The following is a 20,121-nucleotide window of genomic DNA, read 5'->3' as shown; positions in this document are numbered from 1 at the left end:
TCTGATCAGGCATGAATTGAAACGAATCATCCCACAGGGTGGGGGTGGCGACGGCCAGGCCGGTGTCGAGTCGGCCTGGCCGTCGCGCCGCATCACTGCGACGGCGGAGCCACCTCCACCACTCGACGGCGCCGCGCAGTGATCACCCATGCCGCCCCGAGCAGCATGAGCACGCCGGCCACGGCCAACCAGGGCGCACCGTCGAAGCCCGTCTCGGCGAGCACGTCGGTCGGCACGGTGACGGGGTCGCCGCCGCCCGCCGGAACGATCACGATCGAGTGGGCACCCGCCGGCACATCAGCCGGCACGACCGCGTGCAGCGAGATCACGCCGCGTTCGTCGGCGGTCGCCGTTCCGAGCACGATCGGATCCGAGTGCAGTTCGACCCGCACGACGGTACCCGGCGTGAAGCCGCTCGCCTCGACGAGCATGCGTGCCCCAGGCGCGACCTCGAGCGTGCCGCTGGTCTCGCCACGGTCCACCTCGACGACCGGGCCGACATTGCCGGCGCCATCGACCGCGCGCACCGACAACCTCGTCGGAGTCGCCTCCGCCGCGATGAGGGCGGTGAGGCCCGGATGCCACGCGCTTCCGTCGAGCGAGTACTCGATGCGCTCGACGCCTGAGCCCGAATCCGCTCCCACGGCCGTGACTCGACCCGACTCGGTCAGCCCCGCCCACGCCGTCGGCGCGGTGCCGTCGACGCGAGTCTCGAGACGATCGGCCCGGCTGACGTTGCCCGCGAGGTCGTTCGCCCGGTATTCGAGCACAGCCGTGCCCTCTGGCAGGCGCACGGGATCGACGTAGCGCTGCCAGTCACCGTCGGCGATGCGGAACTCGATCGCGTCGACCCCGCTCTCCTCGTCGACGGCCGTGAGCTTCACGGTCGCCTCGGCGCGGAGCCAGCCGTTCTCGCCGGCGTTCGTCGTCTCGACGCTCACCGTTGGCGCCGTCGTGTCGGGGATGACGATCGTGCCCGTGATCGACTTCACGGACTCGACGTTGCCGGCTGCGTCGGTCGAGGCGTACTCGACCGTGAACGCGCCGCCGCGTTCGATCACGACGGACTCACCTGTCTGCCACGGCCCGTCGCCGACGCGGTACTTCGTCACCGCGACGCCCGAGGTCGCATCTTCAGCGTCGAAGTCGATCGTGCCGGATCCGATCGCGGTGTCGCCCTCGAATCCAGCGCCGAAGGCCGCCTCGGTCGACGGAGCGACCGTGTCGATCTTCACGGCCAGCTCCCGCTCGTCGCTGCGGTTGCCCGAGGCATCCGTCGCCCGATACCGCAGCGAAGTGCTGCCCTCCGCGTCGAATGACAACGGTCCGTCGACCTCGGAGAAGTCCTCCTCGCCGAGGGCCGCTTCGACGATGAGCTCGCCGGCCCGGTCGTCGCGAGCCTCGATGACCGCCTCGACCGGCGACGTGCGGTACCAGCCCGTCGTGCGGTCAGGAGCAGCCGGGTCGAGGGTCGCCGTGACCTGCGGTGCGGTGCCGTCGGCCGTGACCGGAAGGGTCCAGACGTCGGCGATCGAGGGGTCGTAGAAGCCGTGATCGTCGAGGTTCTCGAACTTCACGCGCACCGGTCCGTCGGCCGCATGCTCGGCGTCGACGACGACTTCGTAGGTCTCGGTGCCGACACCGCCCGTGTGGCTGAAGAGCCGCTCGGCCACTTCGACCCCATCGACGTAGACCTTGTACTTCTTCGTCTGCGGCCGGTCGTACGTCTCGGTCACGCGAAGCACGAACGACTCACCCTCGACGACGGCCGCGTCGAACTCGAAGTACGAGAAGTCGGTCAGGTGACCCGCGTAGCGACGGGTGAGCCCTGCCTCGGTGTTCGTACCCGACGAAGCCGACGCTGTGAGGGCGTGCGCCGTCTCCGACGCCGAATCGCCGAGGTCGACGTGGTCGTAGCCCGCCGGCGGGCTCGTGATCGGCGCGAGCTCGATCGTGAGCACGGTCGAGGCCTGCGCGAACGTCACCCCGTCGTGGGCGAACACCGCCGAGAGTTCGACACCCTTCGGCGTCTGGTCGGTGCCGAGCGGCACGAACACCGGCACCTCGAGCTGCGCGGATTCGCCCGGCTCCACGATCACCGTCTCGCCGGGCAGCGGCACGACCCAGCCATCGGGAACGGTCGCCTCGATCCGGCCGACGGCGGGCTGCTCACCCGCATTGACGACGGTCGCGCGAAGCACAGCAGTGTCGCCGGGGGCGACGCTCGGGGGAACCGCCTCGACCGTCATCGTGACCGGCGAGTCGACGACGATCGACAGCGCTGCGGATGTCTCGACGCGCTGCTTCTCGAAGGTGTACCCGAACTGGATGGCAGCGGGCACCGAACCCGGCACCTGGTCGGCCGGCACCTGGAGCGAGAGGTCGACCGAGCCGGCCTCGTCGGGCTTCAGGCGTTCGGCGAGTTCCGTCGCGTCGGGCTTCGCCGCCCACGCATCCGCAAGGCCCGTGACCTGTGCGGTGACCGCCTCGATCGCGGCGACAGGGCCGTTCTGGGCCGTGCCGGTGATCGTGATCGGCTCGCCGGGCTTGTAGCCCGCAGCGTCGCTCGCGGCGACGACCGTGATGCCGAGCAGCTCGGTGAGGGTCGCGTTCGTCACCGACCGCACCGTGCCGGCGCGTTCGCCGAGCGCAGGAGCGGCCTCGGCGAGCGCGGCGATCCACTCGTCGACCGCCCCGAGCTCTTCGAGCACGCGGGCGAGGCGCTTCGCGGTCTGTGCCGGCTTGTCGTCGCCCGCCGAGGCGTAGGCGGATTCTGCGCGGTCGCGAGTCGCCTCGATGAGTCCAGCCAGTTCGGCGAACTGCCCGGCATCGAGGTGACCAGCGTCGGTCTCGGTCTCGGCCTGCGCGTGCAAGGCGTCGATCGCGTCGAGGATCGCACCGACCGAACCTGCAGCGGGGTCGACGTCGAAGACGTAGTCGCCGGAGCCGATCGTGACGACGACCTCGTCACCGACCTGCTCGACCGCGCGCACCCCGTCGACGTCGGCGAGCGGGTCGCCGCCTTCGGTCACGGCCCAGATGTTCGCCGCGGGCAGCCTGACCGTCGCGGTCGAACCGACCGGAACGTAAGTCTCGAGCGAGAGGCGCTCGCCCTCCTTCTTCCAGTCGACGCTGATCGGACCGAACGGCGTGGGCGTCGTCGCCTTCGCCCACTCGAGCTGGTCGGTGACCTGGGGGGCGATCGACACGTCACGGTAGCCGGTGAGCTCCGAGCTCCGGATGCCCGCGACATCGTGGAAGAACCAGTCGTCGACCGTGCCGAGGAAGTAGTGACCGCGCGAGCGGGCCTCGAGCGCCCAGTGCTCCCACATCGTGGTCGCACCGTTCTCGATCATGAAGCCCCAGCTCGGGTACTCGGTCTGCACGGCCACCCGGTAGGCGAGGTCTCCGTAGCCGTACTTCGTCAGCATCGGCAGCAGGTACTTCGAACCGAGCGTTCCGGTGTTGAGCTTGTCGCCCTTCGCGACGACGTCGGCAGCGAGGCTCGCCGCCACCCGCTCGGCGGTCGCCTCGTCGGGCGCGAGCCCGAACGCGAGGGCGAGGGCGTTGTGCGTCTGGCGGTAGCCACGATCGCCGGAGCCGCGGTAGAGCCCGGCGTCTGCGTCGAGGAACTGCGTGTTGAAGGCGACCTTCACGACCGCGGCCTGGTTCGCGAAGTGCGCTGCGTCATCGGGCTGCCCGAGCAGTGTCGCGGTCTTCTCCATCGACATGAGCATCGTGTAGAGGTACGCCGTCGCACTCACCCGCACGTCTTCGGGAGCGTTGCCGCCGGCCGGACTCGCCTCGGGACTCACCCAGTCGCCGAGCCGGGACTCACGGACGAGCCCGTTGTTCGAGCGGTCGAACTCGAGGTCGACGTATGTCTTCATGCCGTCGTAGTACTGCTCGAGCACGCGCTCATCGCCGCCGTACTGGTACAGCCACCACGGGATGAGGATGTACGCGGAATGCCACGGCGGCGCGACACCCCACTGGCCCCACTGACCCGAGCTCGGCGCGATGACGAGCGGCGCACCGTCGGCGTCGCGGCTGTCGTTGATGTCGCCGATCCACTTCTCGAACAGGTTCCGCGTGTCGAGGTTCATGAGGAACATCTCGGCGCCGACGGCCGCGTCTCCGGTCCACCCGTTCTTCTCGAACATGGGGGTGTCGGTCGGGATGCCGTGGAGGTTGTTCAGCATCGTGTCGACGACCGCGCGGTGGGTCTGGTTCATGATCGGGTTCGCGCTCTCGAACGAACCGGTCTCCGCGGCATCCGTGTGCAGCACCTCGGCGACGAACGCCTCGGCCGGCGGCGCCGAGTCGCCCGGCCACCCCGAGACCTCGATGTACTGGAAGCCCTTGTACGAGAAGCGGCCCGCCCAGGTCTCGGGCTCGCCGCTGCCGGCGAGGATGAACCGGTCGGTCTGGAAGCCGTTCGCGAAACCGCCGTTGTTCGAGAAGTCGGGGCGGCCGTCGTCGCGGAGCTTCTCGCCGTACTGCGCGCGGATGGTGGTGCCCTGTTCGCCCTCGGCCGTGAACTCGACCGTGCCGGCGATCACCCTCGGGAACTTCACGACGTAGACGCCGTCGACGACCTCGTCGACCGACTCGGCCTCGAGGCGCTCGGTGACGCGGATCGGCTGCTGCTGCTGGTTGATCAGCGTGCCGGCGGGGCCGGAGACCTCACTCGAGGCCGCCCAGTCGCCGTCGTCGAACCCGACGGTGTCGAAGCCGGTCTGCACGCGGTTCGCGTCGTACGTCTCGCCGCCGAAGAGGTCGTCGAGCACGGTCGGACCGTCGTGGAGGCTCCAGGTGCGGTCGGAGACGATCTCCTCGCTCGTGCCGTCGGTGTACTCGATGCGCAGCAGCACACGGCCGACGGGCTCATCGTGGAACGGCGGCTTCTCCCAGTTCCACACGTTGGGGTTCGTCATGCCGTAGAAGCCGCGGCCGAGCTCCATGCCGAGCGCGTTGTCGCCCTGTGCGAGCTGCTCAGTGAGGTCGGTCACGGTGTATTGGGCGTGATCGTCGTAGTCGGTGAACCCCGGCGACAGGATCTCGTCGTTGATCGGCGCACCGTTCAGGCTGAGGTTGGCGTAACCGCCAGCCGCGACGTAGATCTTCGCCGCGGCGACGGCGCGATCGACCGTGAACTCCTTGCGGAGCAACGGCGCCGCTGCGGTGGGCTCGACGGGCAGTCGCACGCCGGCGCCCCATGGGCCTGTGCCGTACAGCGCCTGCACGGCAGCCGGAGCCCACGCCGAGTCGTCGAAGTCCGGCTCCTCGAACCCGGCGGGGATGACTTTCGAGGCCTTCCACGCGGCATCCGTCGTGAAGATCTGCTCTGACCCGTCGGCGTACGCGACGCGGATCACGGCGAGGAGACCGGCAGGCGAGCCCGGACCGTTCGTCGTGCGCACCGCGACGACGTTGTCGCCGTCGTCGAGGTCGACGCGGAATCGCTTCGAGCTCTGCCACTCATTCGTCGCGCCCTCGGTCTGGCCGATGAGCGCGCCGTTGACCCACAGCTTGAAGGAGTCGTCGGCGGTCAGGATGATCTCGGCCTTCACGGCCTCCGTGCCGCTCGGCGTCTCGAGCGTCGTGCGGAATGCCCGGTCCTCGGCCGGCGCCACGGGTGCGCCCACCTCGGGGGTCCAGATCCAGTTCGCGGCGTCGAAGGTCAGCACGTCGCCGCCTGCGTCGAGCTCGGGAATCGTGACCCGCCCGCCGTAGACACCGCCGCGGTACAGGGAGTTCGCCTGGGCGTTCTCCCACGCCGAGTCGTCGAATGCGGCGAGGTTCCAGCCTGCTGGGGCGTCGGCCGCGCTCGAGATGAGCGACCTGAAGCCGCTGTTCGTCACGATCTGCTCGCTCGTGCCGTCGGTGTAGCCGATGCGGAGGGCGCCGAGCACCCCGCCGTTCTGGCTCGAGCCGGGCGTGGTGAGCCCGAAGGCGAGCACGTTCTCGCCGGCTACGGTCGAGAGGTTCACGACGCGAGCCGTCTGCCAGTCGTTGTTGCCGCCCGTGTTGGCGGTGACCTTCACGCCGTTCCAGTACGCGTCGACCTGCTGGTCGCCGGTCATGGCGAGTTGCGCCCAGGCGACCTCCTTCGTCTCGGAGACGGTGATCTTCGTGCGGAAGAGCGTCGACGGGATCGGGTTGTCGGTGGAAGGAGTGCCGATCGGCGGGATGATCCAGGATGCCGTGTCGAAGGTGCTCCGGGTGTCAGCCGTCGGCTGCACCGGCACGGTCACCTGCTCGCCCCATGGGCTGCCGCCGTAGGGAGCACGAGCGGTCGCAGCCACCCAGCCGGAGGTGTCGTATCCCTTTGCCTGCCAGCCGGTCTTCGCCGATTCGCTCGCGAGCCAGCTCGCGTCGGTCACGATCTCCTGCACGGTGCCGTCGGTGAATCGCACGACGAGCTTGCCGACGACCGCGCCGTACGCCTTCGCGGCGTTGTCGAGCCTCACTGCGAGCACGTTCTGGCCGAGGAGCGGGAACGCCTGCACGCGAGTCGCGGTCTTCCACGCGTCGGAGACCGAAGCGCCGGTGGCGATCTGCGTGCCGTTCAGGTGCGCCGAGAACCCCATGTCGCCCGACATGACGAATTCCGCCCGGTCGATGATCTTGTCGCTCGGCAGGTCGAAGGTCTTCCGGAAGTACCCGGGCGGGGTGTTGCCGCCGGGGTATGGCGGATGGATCCAGCTGGCGCCCGCGAGCGAGAGCTCCATGCCGGTGGTGTTCTGGGGGCGGTCGCGGCCGATCCAGGCGCTGCCCGCCCAGTCGTCTTCGGCGAAGAGCCCGGTGCTGAAGGTCGACCCGGCATTCGCCTCCCCCGCATTGGTCTCGACGTCGACCTGCCACCGATAGTCGGTCGCGGCCGCGAGACGCTCGCCGCCGAACTCGACCGCGGTCGAGTCGGCAGATGCCACGACCCCGCTGTCCCAGACGGCGTCGTCGATGTCGGCGCCCGCCGGTGCGATTCTCAGCCGGTAGGAGGCCTGCTGCACATCGCGCTCGTCGCTCTCGACGACCCACGAGAACCGCGGTTTCTCGACGTCGATGCCGAGCGGTTCCGTGCGGTTCTCGACCTCGAGGGCTGACAGGGTCAGGGTGGGCGCGGCGGCGACGGCAGCAGCAGCAGCCGGAGCCGCGGCCGCGGAATCCGTCGGAGCGAGCGTCGCACTGAGACCGCTCGCCGCGAGCCCGATGCCGAGCACTGCAGCGATGGCCGCGGTGCCGCGCCGGCGAAGACGAGAACGGAAAGGAGACGTACGAGGCACGGGCGGTTGTCCAATCATGTTGTGGAGAGAATCTGACGGGCGGGCGCGTCTCATCGGAGGTCGCCCCGAACGGTGACGCCTCGTCGGCGGCGTGCGATGAGCAGCACGAGCCCGCCGAGTACCGCGAACCCACCGAGCACCAGCATCGGTGCGACGTCGAACCCGGTCGCCGCCATGTCGGACGGGCCGTCGGTGTCGGCACCGTTGCCGTCGGGCGCGCCACCCGGCGGCAGGCCGTCCGCCGTCACGTCGAAGGCGAACCGCACCTCGCTGCCCGACTCGGAGCCGAGCAGCACGATCTCATGGGCACCGAGCTCCGCGGTCGTCGGCACCGTCACGGTTGCCGCGAACGTTCCGGCGTCGTCGACGACCACCGAGTCGAGCAGCACCGGGTCGGAGTGCAGTTCGATGCGAACCGTCTCACCCGGAGTGAACCCTGCGCCCGTGACGTCGACCGTGTCGCCCGGCTTGACCGCATCGGTCGAGATGGTTCCACCGACGAGCAGCTCCGTGAGCTCGTCGCTCCGGTGCCCGGCTGCATCTGTCACCCGGACCCGCAGCTCTTGCGAGTGCGTGCCGATCGTGACGGGGCCGGCGTAGCCGGTCCATTCGTCACCGCCATCGGCGGCGTACTCGATGAGGGCGATTCCGGATGCCGCGTCGCTGCCGCCGAGCGTGAGCAGGCGCTCTGCCGAGAGCTGCACGGGAGACACCGTCGGCGCCTCGCCGTCGGCCCGCACGGTCACGTTGCCCTGCACGCTCGGATTGCCGGCATTGTCGCTCACGCGGTACTCGAACAGCGTCACGCCGTCTTCGACCGGAACGGGCGCGGTGTAGGCCCGCCAGTCGCCGCCGTTCAGGCGGTACTCGACGGCGTCGAGACCGCTGTCGGCGTCGGCGGCGAGCAGCGAGACCCGTGCGTAGTCGACGAGCCATCCGCCCGCACCTGGCGTGCCGGAGACCTTCGCCTCGACCGCGGGAACCGCCGTGTCGACGCGCAGGCTCTCGCTCGCGACCGCCGAGACGTTGCCCGCGACATCCCTCGCCCGGTACTCGAGCGCGTACTCGCCGTGCGGCAGGTCGATCGGGGCCGCGGCGTTCTGCCACGCGGCGCCGTCGATGCGGTACTCGATCGTGGCGACGCCACTCGTGGCATCCGTCGCCGACAGCGTGGCCGTCGAGCCGAGCGGGAGCCAGCCATCGGGTGTCGCCGCCGGCGTCACCGAGATGGCGGCGACCGGAGCGACCTGGTCGATTCGCACCGGCACGGATGCCTCTGCGCTCGTGTTGCCCGCGGCATCCGTCGCCCGGAAGCGCAGCTCGTGCTCGCCGTCGTCGCCGATCGCGACCGGCTCGGCGTAGGCGAGGAACTCCGCGCCGTCGAGCGAGTACTCGATCTGGACGGCACCCGAGCGGTTGTCCTGTGCGCTCAGTTCGACCGTGGCCGCACCGCGCGCCCAGCCTTCGGCACCGGCGACCGCTGTGGCGACCGAAGCCGAGACGACGGGAGCCTGGACGTCGAGTGCGACGGGCAGGATCCAGACATCGGCGACCGAGGGGTCGTAGAGCTCTTGGCCCGTGTCCGTCTTCTGCATGCGCACGGTCACCGACGTCGCGTCGAGCAGCGCCGGGTCGTCGACGAGCACCTGGTAGTCCATGGTGCCGACCGAGTTCTCGGTGCGCACGATCGTGCGATTGTCGACGACGGCGCCGTCGACCGTGATGATGTAGTCCTTCGTCTGCGCCTTGTCGTAGGTCTCGCGTGCCCGGATGAGGAACGGCTGCCCCTGCTCGATGGCGACATCGAACTCGAAGTACGAACCCGGCGTGGTGACGCCGGAGTAGCGACGGGTCAGCCCTGCCTCGTTCGGCGCGGTGCCCGAGGTCGACGACGCCGCGATTCCGTGCTGCGCCTCGGAGAAGGAGTGACCGAGGTCGACGTGGTCGATCACGCTGACGGGCAGCACGTGCACATCGGCGATCGACGGATCGCCCATGGCGTTGTCGGCGCCACGCTGGAAGCGCAGGCGAACGGTTCCCGAGGCGCTGATCTCAGTGTCGTCGACCGTGAACGAGTAGCCGACGACGCCGGCGTCGCTGGTGTGCTCCCGCGAGTGCACGGGCACGCCGTTGGCGGAGATGGAGTACTGCTTGGTCGACGTCGAGCCGTAGGTCTCGACGACATCGACGACGAACGGCTTGCCCGGCTCGACCGCGACGTCGAACTCGAACCACGAGCCGGGTACCCCGCCGTGCGAGTAGCGCCGGCTGAGGCCCGCTTCGGTGCTCGTGGCGGAACTCGGGTGGGCGGTCAGGTCATGGGCGGTCTCGGATGCCGCGGCGCCGAGGTCGACGTGGTCGTACTGCGCCGCGTCGAACGTCGGCACGAGCGTTGCCGAGCCCGTCGCCATCGCGACGTCACCCCGCACCGCGGTGAGTGGCAGTTCGACACGGTAGGCGCTCACGGTGAGCGGCACGGCGACGTCGAGCACGAAGTCGACCGTCTCGCCCGCCGGCACCACGTGCTGCGCCGAACGCGGGGCACCGTTCCAGCCTGCGGGAACGGATGCCTCGACGGCAGTGAACACCGGGGAGGTGCCCCCGTTGGTCACCGGCACCGTGATCGTGGCCAGGCCGTCGGCGGAGACCGGCGTCGGGGTGACCACGGCGGTGCCGATGGTCAGCGGCGAGCTGAGCGCGAAGCGGGCCTTCGCGACGCTGAGCAGTTCGTCGTCACCTCGCACGAAGGTGGCGGTGGCGCGCAGGGATCCCGTCTCAGTGGGCTCGGCGTCGTCGGGCACGGTCACGTCGAATGCGAGCGTGCCTGTCGCCCCGGGGGCGATCTCAGCTTCGAGTTCAGCCGATTCCGGGGTCAGGGTCCACCCCTCAGCTGCGACGATCGACGCCGCCACGTCGTGCAGCGGCACGGTTGACCCGTTGTGCACATCGAGCTCGATGGCCACGGTGCTGCCCGGAGTGGCGAGCTCGGAGATCACGCGCAGCTCGGTACTCACGCCGGCGAGCGACGCGACCGCATCGCTCAGCGCGGCACGGAGCGCGTCGACGCGCGAGCGCAGCGCCTTCTCGGTGGCACCTCTGTGCTCCTGACCATCGATCGTCGACTCGATTTCGTCGACACCGTCGATCAACGCGGCGAGGCTCGCGACGGCCTCATCGATGCCTCCCGCGTTCAACTGCTCGATGGCCTCGAGCGCGATGGCCGTGAGCTCGTCGACGGAGTCGAGGATCTCGGCGGCCTGCTCTCTCTTCAGCTCGCCGGTCGCCACCAGCTCGGTGACCTTCGCGCTCGTCGCCTCCAGCTCGTCGAGGATCGCGCCCAGTTCGAGCACCTCGCCGTCGACCGCGAAGGAGTAGGTGCCGGAGCCGACCTCGAGCGAGGTGCTGCCGGCCTCGGACTCCCCGAGGGTCACGCCCGGGGCATCCGTCACCGCCGCGCCGCTCTCGGTGATGGCCCACGGCGTTCCCGACGGGAGCACGACGGTCGCGGTGGTGTTCTCCGGAATCGTGACGTCGAGCGTGAAGTCCCTGCCGTCCTGCTTCCAGTCCGTGGCGATCGTGCCGTAGACCGACTCGTAAGAACCGGTGGCGTAGCTCAGGCCACCACCGGGCTTCGGCGCGATGACCGAGTGCTTGTACCCCGGGCTGCCGTTGGAGATGGCACCGATGTTGCGGTACATCCAATCGCCGATGGCGCCGTAGGCGTAGTGATTGAAGGAGTTCATGCTCACGTCGCCGAAGCTGCCGTCGGGCTTGATCGAGTCCCAGCGCTCCCACATCGTGGTCGCCCCCATGGCGACCTCATAGCCCCACGAGGGGAAGGTGTCGTTCATGAGCAGTCGGTAGGCCTCATCGAGGTGGCCGCTCTCGCTGAGCGCGGGAACCAGCCACGGGGTGCCGAGGAACCCCGTTGCGAGGTGGAAGTCGCGGCGCTCGAGAGTCTCGAGGAATTGTGCGGCGACGGCGTCGCGCTGCGCCGCCGGAACCAGCTTCATGCCGAGGGCGATCGCGTAGCCGGCCTGGCTGTCGCCCGAGATCGTGCCGTCTGCTGCGATGAAGCGCTCGGCGAAGACTTCGGCACCGCGGGTGGCGAGCTCGGCGTAGTGCTCGGCGTCGGCATCCTCGCCGATCGCGTCGGCCATCTCGCTCATGAGCTGCGCGACGTAGGCGTAGTAGGCCGTGCCGAGCACATCGCCGGGCGTCGGGTCGTCGAGGTTCAGCCAGTCGGCGTAGCTCGAACCACGCACCATCGACGGATAGCTCGTGGCGAGGTAGTCCATGTACTCGGTCATCGAGGCGTAGCCCTCACGGATCTGCTTCGTGCTGCCGTAGCTCTGCCACAAGACCCACGGAACCGTGATGCCGGCGTCAGACCAGCCCGTGCCGCCACCGCAGCAGGCGAGGTTCGCCGTATAGGGGGCGACGCCGTGGTAGTCGCCGTTGGCTGCCTGCCCGTCTTGCAGGTCGACCAGCCACTTCGACAGGAAGTTGAGCGAATCCATGTTGAACGAAGCGGTGGGCGCGAAGACGTTGATGTCGCCGCTCCAGCCCATGCGCTCGTCACGAGCGGGGGTGTCGGTGGGGATGGAGAGGAAGTTGCCGCGCTGGCCCCACGTGATGTTGCTCTGCAACTGGTTGAGCATGGCGCTCGAGGTCGAGAGCTCTCCGATGAAGCCGAGGTCGGAACCCCAGACGACACCCGTCACATCGGCGAGTTCGGGGGCGACGGTCACCCCGGTGATCTCGATGTAGCGGAAGCCGTGGAAGGTGAACTTCGGCTCGTACCGGGCCGTGCCGTCGGCGGCGAAGGTGTAGTAGTCGGTGGCCTTCGCGCTGCGGAGGTTGGCCACGTATGCGGTGCCGTCGGGGTTGAGCTCCTCGGCGTAGCGGATGCGCACGGTGCTGCCCGCGGTGCCGGTGAGCTTCATGTTCGCGACGCCCACCATGTTCTGGCCGACGTCGTAGATGTAGGCACCCGGGGTGGGTTCGGTGCGCTCGAGGGCGGGGCGCGTGCCGGTGGCGCGCACGGGCTCCTCGTTCTGGGGCTCGAGCTTCTCCGTCTCGGAGGGGGCGACCCAGGGAGCGCTCCACTCACTGTCGTCGTAGCCGTTGGCGTTCCAGCCGGCCTGCTCGTTGGGCGCATTGAACGTCTCACCGTCGATGAGGTCGGCTGCGGCGTACGGCCCGGTCGCCGTCTTCCAGCTGTCGTCGCTGGCGACGATGTCGTGGCTGCCGTCGCTGTAGTCGATGCGCAACTGCGCGATCAGCGAGTTGCGGTCGCCGTAGTTGTGGTTGCCGACGTGGGCGAGCCGGCCCGAGTACCAGCCCGGTGCGAGCATCGCACCGATCGTGTTCTCGCCCGATGCGATCTGCTCGGTGACGTCGTAGCTCTGGAACGCGATACGTGAGTGGTAGTCGGTCCACCCGGGGGCGAGTTCGAGATCGCCGATCTTGGCGCCGTTGAGGCTGAGCTCGTAGATGCCGCGGGCGGTGGCGTAGACGCGGGCTCGCTCGACGGTCTTGTCCGGGTCGACCCTGAACCCCTTGCGGAGCAGCGGCTGATCGGTGTTCTGGGCGAGGAGGAAGTCGTTGTTGCCGCTGACCTCGAGGCCGTCGTCGACCAGGGTGCCGCCGGCGAAGGGGTTGCCGCTGCTGAAGTCGGTGTCGAGCAGCGTCTTCGTGGGGGTCGTCACCGAGAGCGAGTGGATCACGACGGATTCGAGCGCGGTGGTGCTGGCGCTCGTGCGGAAGCCGATGTAGCCCTTCGCGAAGCTCGAGTCCGAGCGGGTGTCGACGAGCTGGTCGTTGACGCGAGTCTCGATCGTCGAGCCGGTGACGGTGATGGCGACGGTGGCACGCTGCTTCAGCACGTCGGCCGCGAGACCGTGGTCGGTGAGCTCGACCTCGGGCGTCGTGCTGTAGCCGCCGTTCGTCTTCTCGTGCGGTCGCAAGCGCGGAACGCCGTCAGTCTCGTCGTTCAGCTGCCACATGTAAGCGTTGCCGTTCGAGCCGCCCGTCACGCCGGTGCCGCGGAAGTACACGCCGAAGGCGGTTCCGGGCTTGAGCGTGAAGTCGGCCGTGACCGTGTAATCGGTCCATTCCGCCAGCTGGCCGTCGGGGTCCGGCCCACCGATCCAGTCGCCCGCCCACTCGCTGTTGTCGAGGATGCCGGTCTCGAACCAGCTCGGGGAGCTCCACTCCGACTCGTCGCCGGCACCATCCCACACCTTGACCTGCCAGTGGTAGCGGGTCTGCGATTCGAGGGCGGGCCCGCCGTAGCTCACCTCGACCGACTGGTCGGAGTCCACTTTGCCCGAGTCCCATACCGTGGAGCCGTCGAGCCCGTCGATGCTCGTGGCGGCCCGCACCTGGTACGCGCTCTGCACGACCCCGCGAGCGTCGTCGTCGGCATCGAGCTGCCAGCTGAGACCGGGGGTCTCACCCCCGATGCCGAGCGGAGTCGCACGGTTGTCGGTCTTGAGCGTGCCGACCGCGATGCCGTCGGCTGCGGTGACCGCGGTCGCGGTGACCCCATCGGTGAGCACGAGCGCGAGCGCGAGCGCCGTGGCCGCCGCGACCGCGCCGAAGCGCGCGAAGCCGGATCGGCCGGATCGCCCGACCGCGAGTGTGGTGTGGGTGTGCACGAGGTGAGTTCCAATCGCCGTTGCAGAGGAGAGGTCTGAGTGAGGCTGCCGGCGCGCTGGGCGCCGGCAGCCGTGGGTCACGCCGTGGGCGTCGTGGTCTCGACGCCGCTGCGGGGCCTGCGTCGCCGCCAGAGGAAGAGGGCGGCACCCGCGCCCGCGAGCAGCAGACCGAGCGTCAGCACGGGCGCCACGACCGCACCGGTCGTGGCGATGCCGCCGGGCAGGATCACCGTGTCGGGATCGACCGTGATCGCGAAGGAGATCGTCGACTCGGGGCTCTCCCCGGTGAGCACGATGTGGTGCTCGCCGGTCGCGGTGTCGCTCGGGATGGTCACGGCAGTGCTGAAGGCACCCGCGTCATCGGCCACCGCCTCGCCGAGGCGAACGGGCTCCGAGCGCAACTCGATCGTGACCGTCTCCCCCGGCGCGAAGCCCTCGCCGCTGACCGTGATGGTGTCGCCGGGCTTGGCGCCCGCCTGTGAGAGCGAACCGCCAACGACCGTGCGCGTTCCGATCGCGCCGACGTTGCCGGCGATATCGGAGGCGCGGAACTCGAAGGCGTGCGCGCGGTTGTCGAGCTCGACCACGCCGGTGTAGAGCGTCCACTCGCTCGCGCCGTCGAGACGGAGTTCGATGCGATCGACACCCGAACCCTCGTCGTTGCCGGTGAGGCTGAGCGCGCGGCCCTGCAGGCTGGCGGTGACCTCCGGTCGCACGCTGTCGACCGTGATCGTCTCGATCATCGTCTCGCCGACGTTGCCGACCGCATCGCTCGCCCGATACCGCAGCTCGGTGACGCCCTCGGGAATGCCGATCGCCGCGGTGTAGGCGGTCCAGGCTCCCGTGCCGATCGCGTACTCGATCGCGCCCATGCCGCTTTCCGCGTCGGATGCTGCGAGCTCGACGGTCGGCGAGACGAGATGCCACCCGCTGGCGGCGGGTTCCGAGCTGCGCTCTGCAGTCACGCTCGGCGCGACGCCGTCGACCGCGAACGCGGCTGACGACACCGCACTGGCGGTGCCGGCGATGTCGCGAGCACGGTACTCGACGACCGTCTCGCCGAGCGGGAGCTCGACGGCGTTCGTGTATGGAACCCAAGCGCCGGCGCCGAGACGGTACTCGATCGCGGCGACGCCGCTGCCCGCATCCGTCGCTGCGATGGTGAGCGTGGTGCCGGAGGCGAACCAATCGCCGACTGAACCGGCGCTCACGCTGTGCATGACACCGGGAGCGGTGACATCGATGCTCACCGTGCTCTGCTTCGGCTCGCTCACGTTGCCCGCGGCATCCGTCGCCCGGTACTCGATGACCGTGGCTCCTTCTTCACTGATCGTGAAGGGCGCGGCGTAGCCCGTCCATTCACCGCCGTCGATGCGGTACTCGCTCGTCACCGCGCCTGCCCGTTCGTCGCTCGCAGTCAGCGAGACGTCGACCGGACCGATGAACCATCCGCCCTGGCCACGAGTGCCCTGGGCGAGCGCCTCGAGCGCAACGCTCGGAGCGAGCTGGTCGGGCGAGACCGGCAGGGCCCAGACATCGGCGAGCGAGGCGTCGTAGTTGCGACCGAACTCGTTGTTCTGGAAGCGGATGCGCACGGTGCCGGTCTCGGTGAGGGCGACGTCGTCGACGACGAACTGGTACGCGACCGTGCCGAGTCCGCCGGTGTGTGCGTAGAGCCGCTGGTGCACGAGCTGTCCGTTGACGAAGACGTCGTACTCCTTCGTCTGCGCACGGTCGAAGGTCTCGATCGTGCGCACCAGGAACGGCTCGCCGGGCGTGACCGCGAGATCGAACTCGAAGAAGCCGTCGGGGTCTTCCCGGTTCGCATAGCGGCGGGTGAGCCCCGCCTCGGTGTTGGTGCCCGAGCGCTCGGAGGCACTCAGAGCGTGCGCGGTCTCGGAGGCGGTGTCACCGAGGTCGACGTGGTCGAGCGCTCCGACCACCGCGGGGAGCTCGACGGCGACGGTGCCGCTCGCGCTGCCGTAGACGACGTCACCGCTGACGACCGAGACGTTCACCTCGTTCGCGCCGGCGCTGGCGGCGAGCGGCACGACCGCGTCGACGCCGAGCACCGCGGTGCTGCCGGCCGCGATGACCGACTGCTCGCCGAGCACGGGGGTCGCCCCCTCGATTCCGCCCCTGGCCGAGGCCGTGACGTCGCGCGCCGAGTCGTTGACGACCTCGACGCTCAGCCGAACGACGCCCTCGGGGGCCGCCGTCGCTGGCGTCGCCGTCAGGTTCTGCACGACGAGCGGCGAGTCGACCGTCAGCGGCACCGACACGGGAATGCTCGCCGTCGTGCCCTCGAAGCTGTAGCCGAGTACGGCCTTCACTGTGACGGCCCCGCTCTTCTGCCGCTCGGGAACGAGGGCGGTATAGCTGCCCGAGAGCGATGCCCCGGCGCCGAGTGCTCCGAGTTCGACGGCAGCCGGCTCGAACACCCAGGCGTCCTTCGCGCTCGGGGTCAACGTCACGGCTTCCACCCCGAACTCCCCCGTGCTCGTGACCCGTGCGGGAATCACCGCGGTCTCACCCGGGAACGCGCTCTCGAGCGGCGTCTCGAGCTCGGCCGCGATTCCCAAAAGGCTGGCCGAGAGCGAACCGAGCTCCGAACGGATGTCGGTGAGTGCGCCCTGCAGTGCGCCGCGCGCCGGCTCATCCGTCGCGTCGGCGGTCTCGTCGGCCGCCGTCAGTTCTCCCAGCGCCGAGTGAACCGCGGAGGCGCTCTGCGCGAGCTCGCCCGCCGTGTAGTGCTCGAGGCCGGTCTCGGCGAGGGCGCTGAGCGCTTCGCGCGCTTCCGTGAGGTCGCCGGCCGCATCGCCGCCGATCGCGCCCTCCACGTCGTCGACGACGTCCTGCAGCGTGTCGATCGCGGCGATCAGGTCGCCGAACCGGCCGCGGTCGGCGTCGACCGTGAATTCGTAGTGGCCCGAGCCGACTTCGACGCTGGCGGTGCCCGCGTCGACGCTCAGCGAGTGCACGCCGTCGGCATCCGCGGCGGCGATGCCCGACTCGAGCACGGCGACCGTGTTGCCCGCCGGCAGCTCGATCGTGGCAGTGGTGTTCGCCGGCACGTCGACCGTGAGCGCGAGGCCCTCGGCCGTGAGCTTCCAATCGGAGGTGATGGGCCCGTACACCGAGTCGTAGCCGACCTTCGCGTACGCCAGCCCGCCGCCGGGGGTGGGCGCGATCAGTGTCTTCTTGTAGCCCGGTTCGAGCTGCTGGATACCGCCGATCGTTCGGTACATCCAGTTGCCGACGGCACCGGGGGCGAAGTGGTTGAAGGAGTTCATGCCCAGGTCGCCGAAGCTGCCGTCTTCGCGGATCGAGTCCCAGCGCTCCCACATGGTGGTGGCGCCGCGATCGATCTGGAAGCCCCACGAGGGGTAGCTCCGGTTGAGCAGCAGCTGGTATGCGACATCCGACTGACCGGCAGCGCTGAGCGCCGGAAGCAGGTTGAAGGTGCCGAGGAACCCGGTCGCGAGGTGGCCGCCCCGCGCCGCGACGGCGGCTGCGAGCTTCTCGCCTGCCTCATCGACCAGGTCGTCGGGCACGAGCCCGAACGCGATGCTGGAGGTGTACGCCGTCTGGCTGTTGCCGGCGATGCTGCCGTCGTCGGCGATGAACTTCTCCTGGTAGGCGGCGGCGATGCGTTCGAAGAGTGCGGTGTAGCGCGCGGCATCCGCGGGCCGGTCGATCGCGTCGGCCATCTGCGCCATCAGGTTGACGCTCTGGGCGTAGAACGCCGTGCCGAGCAGGTCGGCGGGGGTCGGGTCGTCGAGGTTCAGCCAGTCGCCCCAGGTTCCGTAGTTCGGGCGGATGCCGGTGGGTGCGATGCCCTCGAGGAAGCCGATGTACTCGGCCATGGAGTCGTAGTTCTCCTTGATCACGGCCGTGTCGCCGTAGCTCTGCCAGAGGGTCCACGGCACGGTGATGCCGGCGTCGGCCCACCCGGTGGAGCCGCCGCCGCACGAGGAGTGCACGGCGGGATCCTTGCAGAACTGCGGTGCGACCTCGGGGTAGGCGCCATTCGGCAGCTGCGCGTCGCGCAGGTCGCGCATCCACTTGGTGAGGAAGGTCTGCGAGTCCATGTTGAAGGTCGCGGTGCTCGCGAAGACGTTGATGTCGCCCGTCCAGCCGAGTCGCTCGTCGCGAGCCGGAGTGTCGGTCGGGATCGAGAGCCAGTTGCCGCGCTGACCCCAGACGATGTTGCTCTGCAGTTGGTTGACCATCGCGTCCGAGGTCTCGAAGGTGCTGCTGAATTCGGCATCGGAGTTCATCACGAGGCCGGTGACCGCAGCGACCGTCGGCGGCGCAGTGACGCCGCTCAGCTCGACGTAGCGGAACCCGTGGAAGGTGAAGCGCGGCTCATAGCTGATCGTGCCGTCTTCGGCGAACGTGTACGTGTCGGTGGCCTTCGCCGAGCGCAGGTTCTCGGGGGCGATCGTGCCATCGGCGTGCACGACCTCCGCGTGCCGCAGCGTCACCGTCTGGCCGGCAACGCCGCTGATCTGCAGGCGCACCCTGCCGACCATGTTCTGGCCGAGGTCGAACACGTAGCGCCCCGCCGTCGGCTCGGTCACGCTCAGCGGCACGACCTCTTGCGTCACGCGCACGGGCGGGTCGACCTGGGGCACGAGGGTTTCGGTGCCTCCGTCGTCGGCGACGGCGACGGCGCTCCATCCGCTCGGGGTGAACGATGCCGTGTTCCAGCCGTCCTGCTCGAGGCGGGCGTCGTAGCTCTCGCCCATGAGCAGGTCGCTCGAGATGATCGGGCTCGGCGCGCTCTTCCAGCGCTCGTTCGTCGTGAACGTCTCGCTCGTGCCGTCTTCGTAGTCGACCGAGAGCTGCGCGGTCACGCTCGGCTGCGCGCCGTACTGATTCGGTCCGAACCAGCCGAGGCTGCCGGCGTACCAGCCGGGCCCGGCCATCACGCCGATCGCGTTCTCACCCTGCTGAAGCTGGGCGGTGACGTCGTAGGTCTGGTACTGGGTGCGGAGGTTGTAATCGGTGAAGCCCGGCGCGAGTTCGTGGTCGCCGACGCGCTCGCCGTTCAGGCTGAACTCGTAGACGCCCTGAGCGGATGCCGAGAGTCGGGCGCTCGCGACCGGCTTGTCCACGGTGAATTCGTCGCGCATCATCGGCGACGATGCGGCGCTGCGGATGACGGCGTTCGTGTCGCCTGCGACGACGACTCCCGACCCTGCGACGCTCGTGCCCGCCGTGAACGGGTTCACGTCGGTGGCGAGGTCGGCGTCGAGCAGGGTCTCGTCGCCCGAGGCTGCGGTGACGCGGTGGATCGTGACCTGCTCAGCGCCGTTCGTGCGGATGCCGAAGGCGCCCGACTCGAAGCTCGAGTCGCTGCGCTGGTCGACCTGAACGTCGTTGACGAAGGTCGTGATCTGGGAACCGGATGCCTCGATGCGCAGTGTCCCGCGCTGCTTCAGCACGTCGGCGCCGAGCTCGGCGGGCAGGGCGACCTCGTCGAGCACGGCGTACGAGCCGTTCGTGTTCTCGTGCGGGCGGAGCCTCGGCGTGCCGGCCGTCTCGTCGTTGAGTTGCCACATGTACGTGTTGCGCAACGCGTCGTCGCCGCGGAAGTAGACGCCGAAGGCTGTGCCGGGCTTCAGCGTGAAGTCGAGTTCGACCTCGAAGTCGCCCCACGGGGCGGGCGCGTCGACTCCGATCCAGTCTGCCTCCCAGTCGTCGGGCGAGGCGAGCGCGGTCTCGAACCACGCTGCGTCACTCCAGCCGGTGGATTCCCCGTCGTCGGTGCTCAGGCGCACCTGCCAGTGGTAGCGGGTCGAAGGCTCGAGCGCGGCACCCTCGTAGGCGACGTCGATCGAGCGATCGGAGTCCACAACCCCGGAGTTCCAGACGTCGTCCGAACCGAGGCCGTCGACCGTGGCGGCGACGCGCACCTCGTAGCTCGCCTGCATGACGTCGCGCGCCGAGGAGGCGAGCTGCCAACTGAAGCGCGGATCGAGGGAGGTGATGCCGAGCGGATTCACCGCACTGTCGGTCTTCAGCGTCGTGACCTCGAGCGTCGCAGCAGCGTGCGCGGGACTCGGAGCGCCGTCGAGCGCGACGAAGCCGGCCACGAGGGCGAACGCCAGTGCGCCCGAGGCGACCAATCGGGCCGGGGTGCGGATGGTCCCGCGCATGTGCTTCCC

3 protein-coding genes are annotated in these 20,121 nt (G+C 69.4%); all 3 read right to left on the bottom strand.

Going from position 1 to position 20,121, the window contains the following annotated elements:
- Positions 1 to 92: 92 nt before the first annotated feature.
- Entirely contained in the window at positions 93 to 7,286 is a 7,194-nt protein-coding gene (locus AC1C2T_RS05010) for a family 78 glycoside hydrolase catalytic domain (RefSeq protein ID WP_495384463.1), read from the bottom strand.
- 50 nt (positions 7,287 to 7,336) lie between these two features.
- On the bottom strand, positions 7,337 to 13,948 hold the full coding sequence (locus AC1C2T_RS05005) for a family 78 glycoside hydrolase catalytic domain (RefSeq protein WP_495384462.1): 6,612 nt from the start codon (positions 13,946 to 13,948) through the stop codon (positions 7,337 to 7,339).
- Between the two features lie 77 nt (positions 13,949 to 14,025).
- Complete coding sequence (locus tag AC1C2T_RS05000) at positions 14,026 to 20,112, bottom strand: family 78 glycoside hydrolase catalytic domain (RefSeq protein ID WP_495384461.1); 6,087 nt, start codon at positions 20,110 to 20,112, stop codon at positions 14,026 to 14,028.
- Between the last annotated feature and the right edge of the window lie 9 nt (positions 20,113 to 20,121).

This window comes from Agromyces sp. Y558, assembly GCF_059445415.1.
Note: the sequence above shows the minus strand (reverse complement) of the source record. Positions and strands in the feature narration are given on the sequence as shown.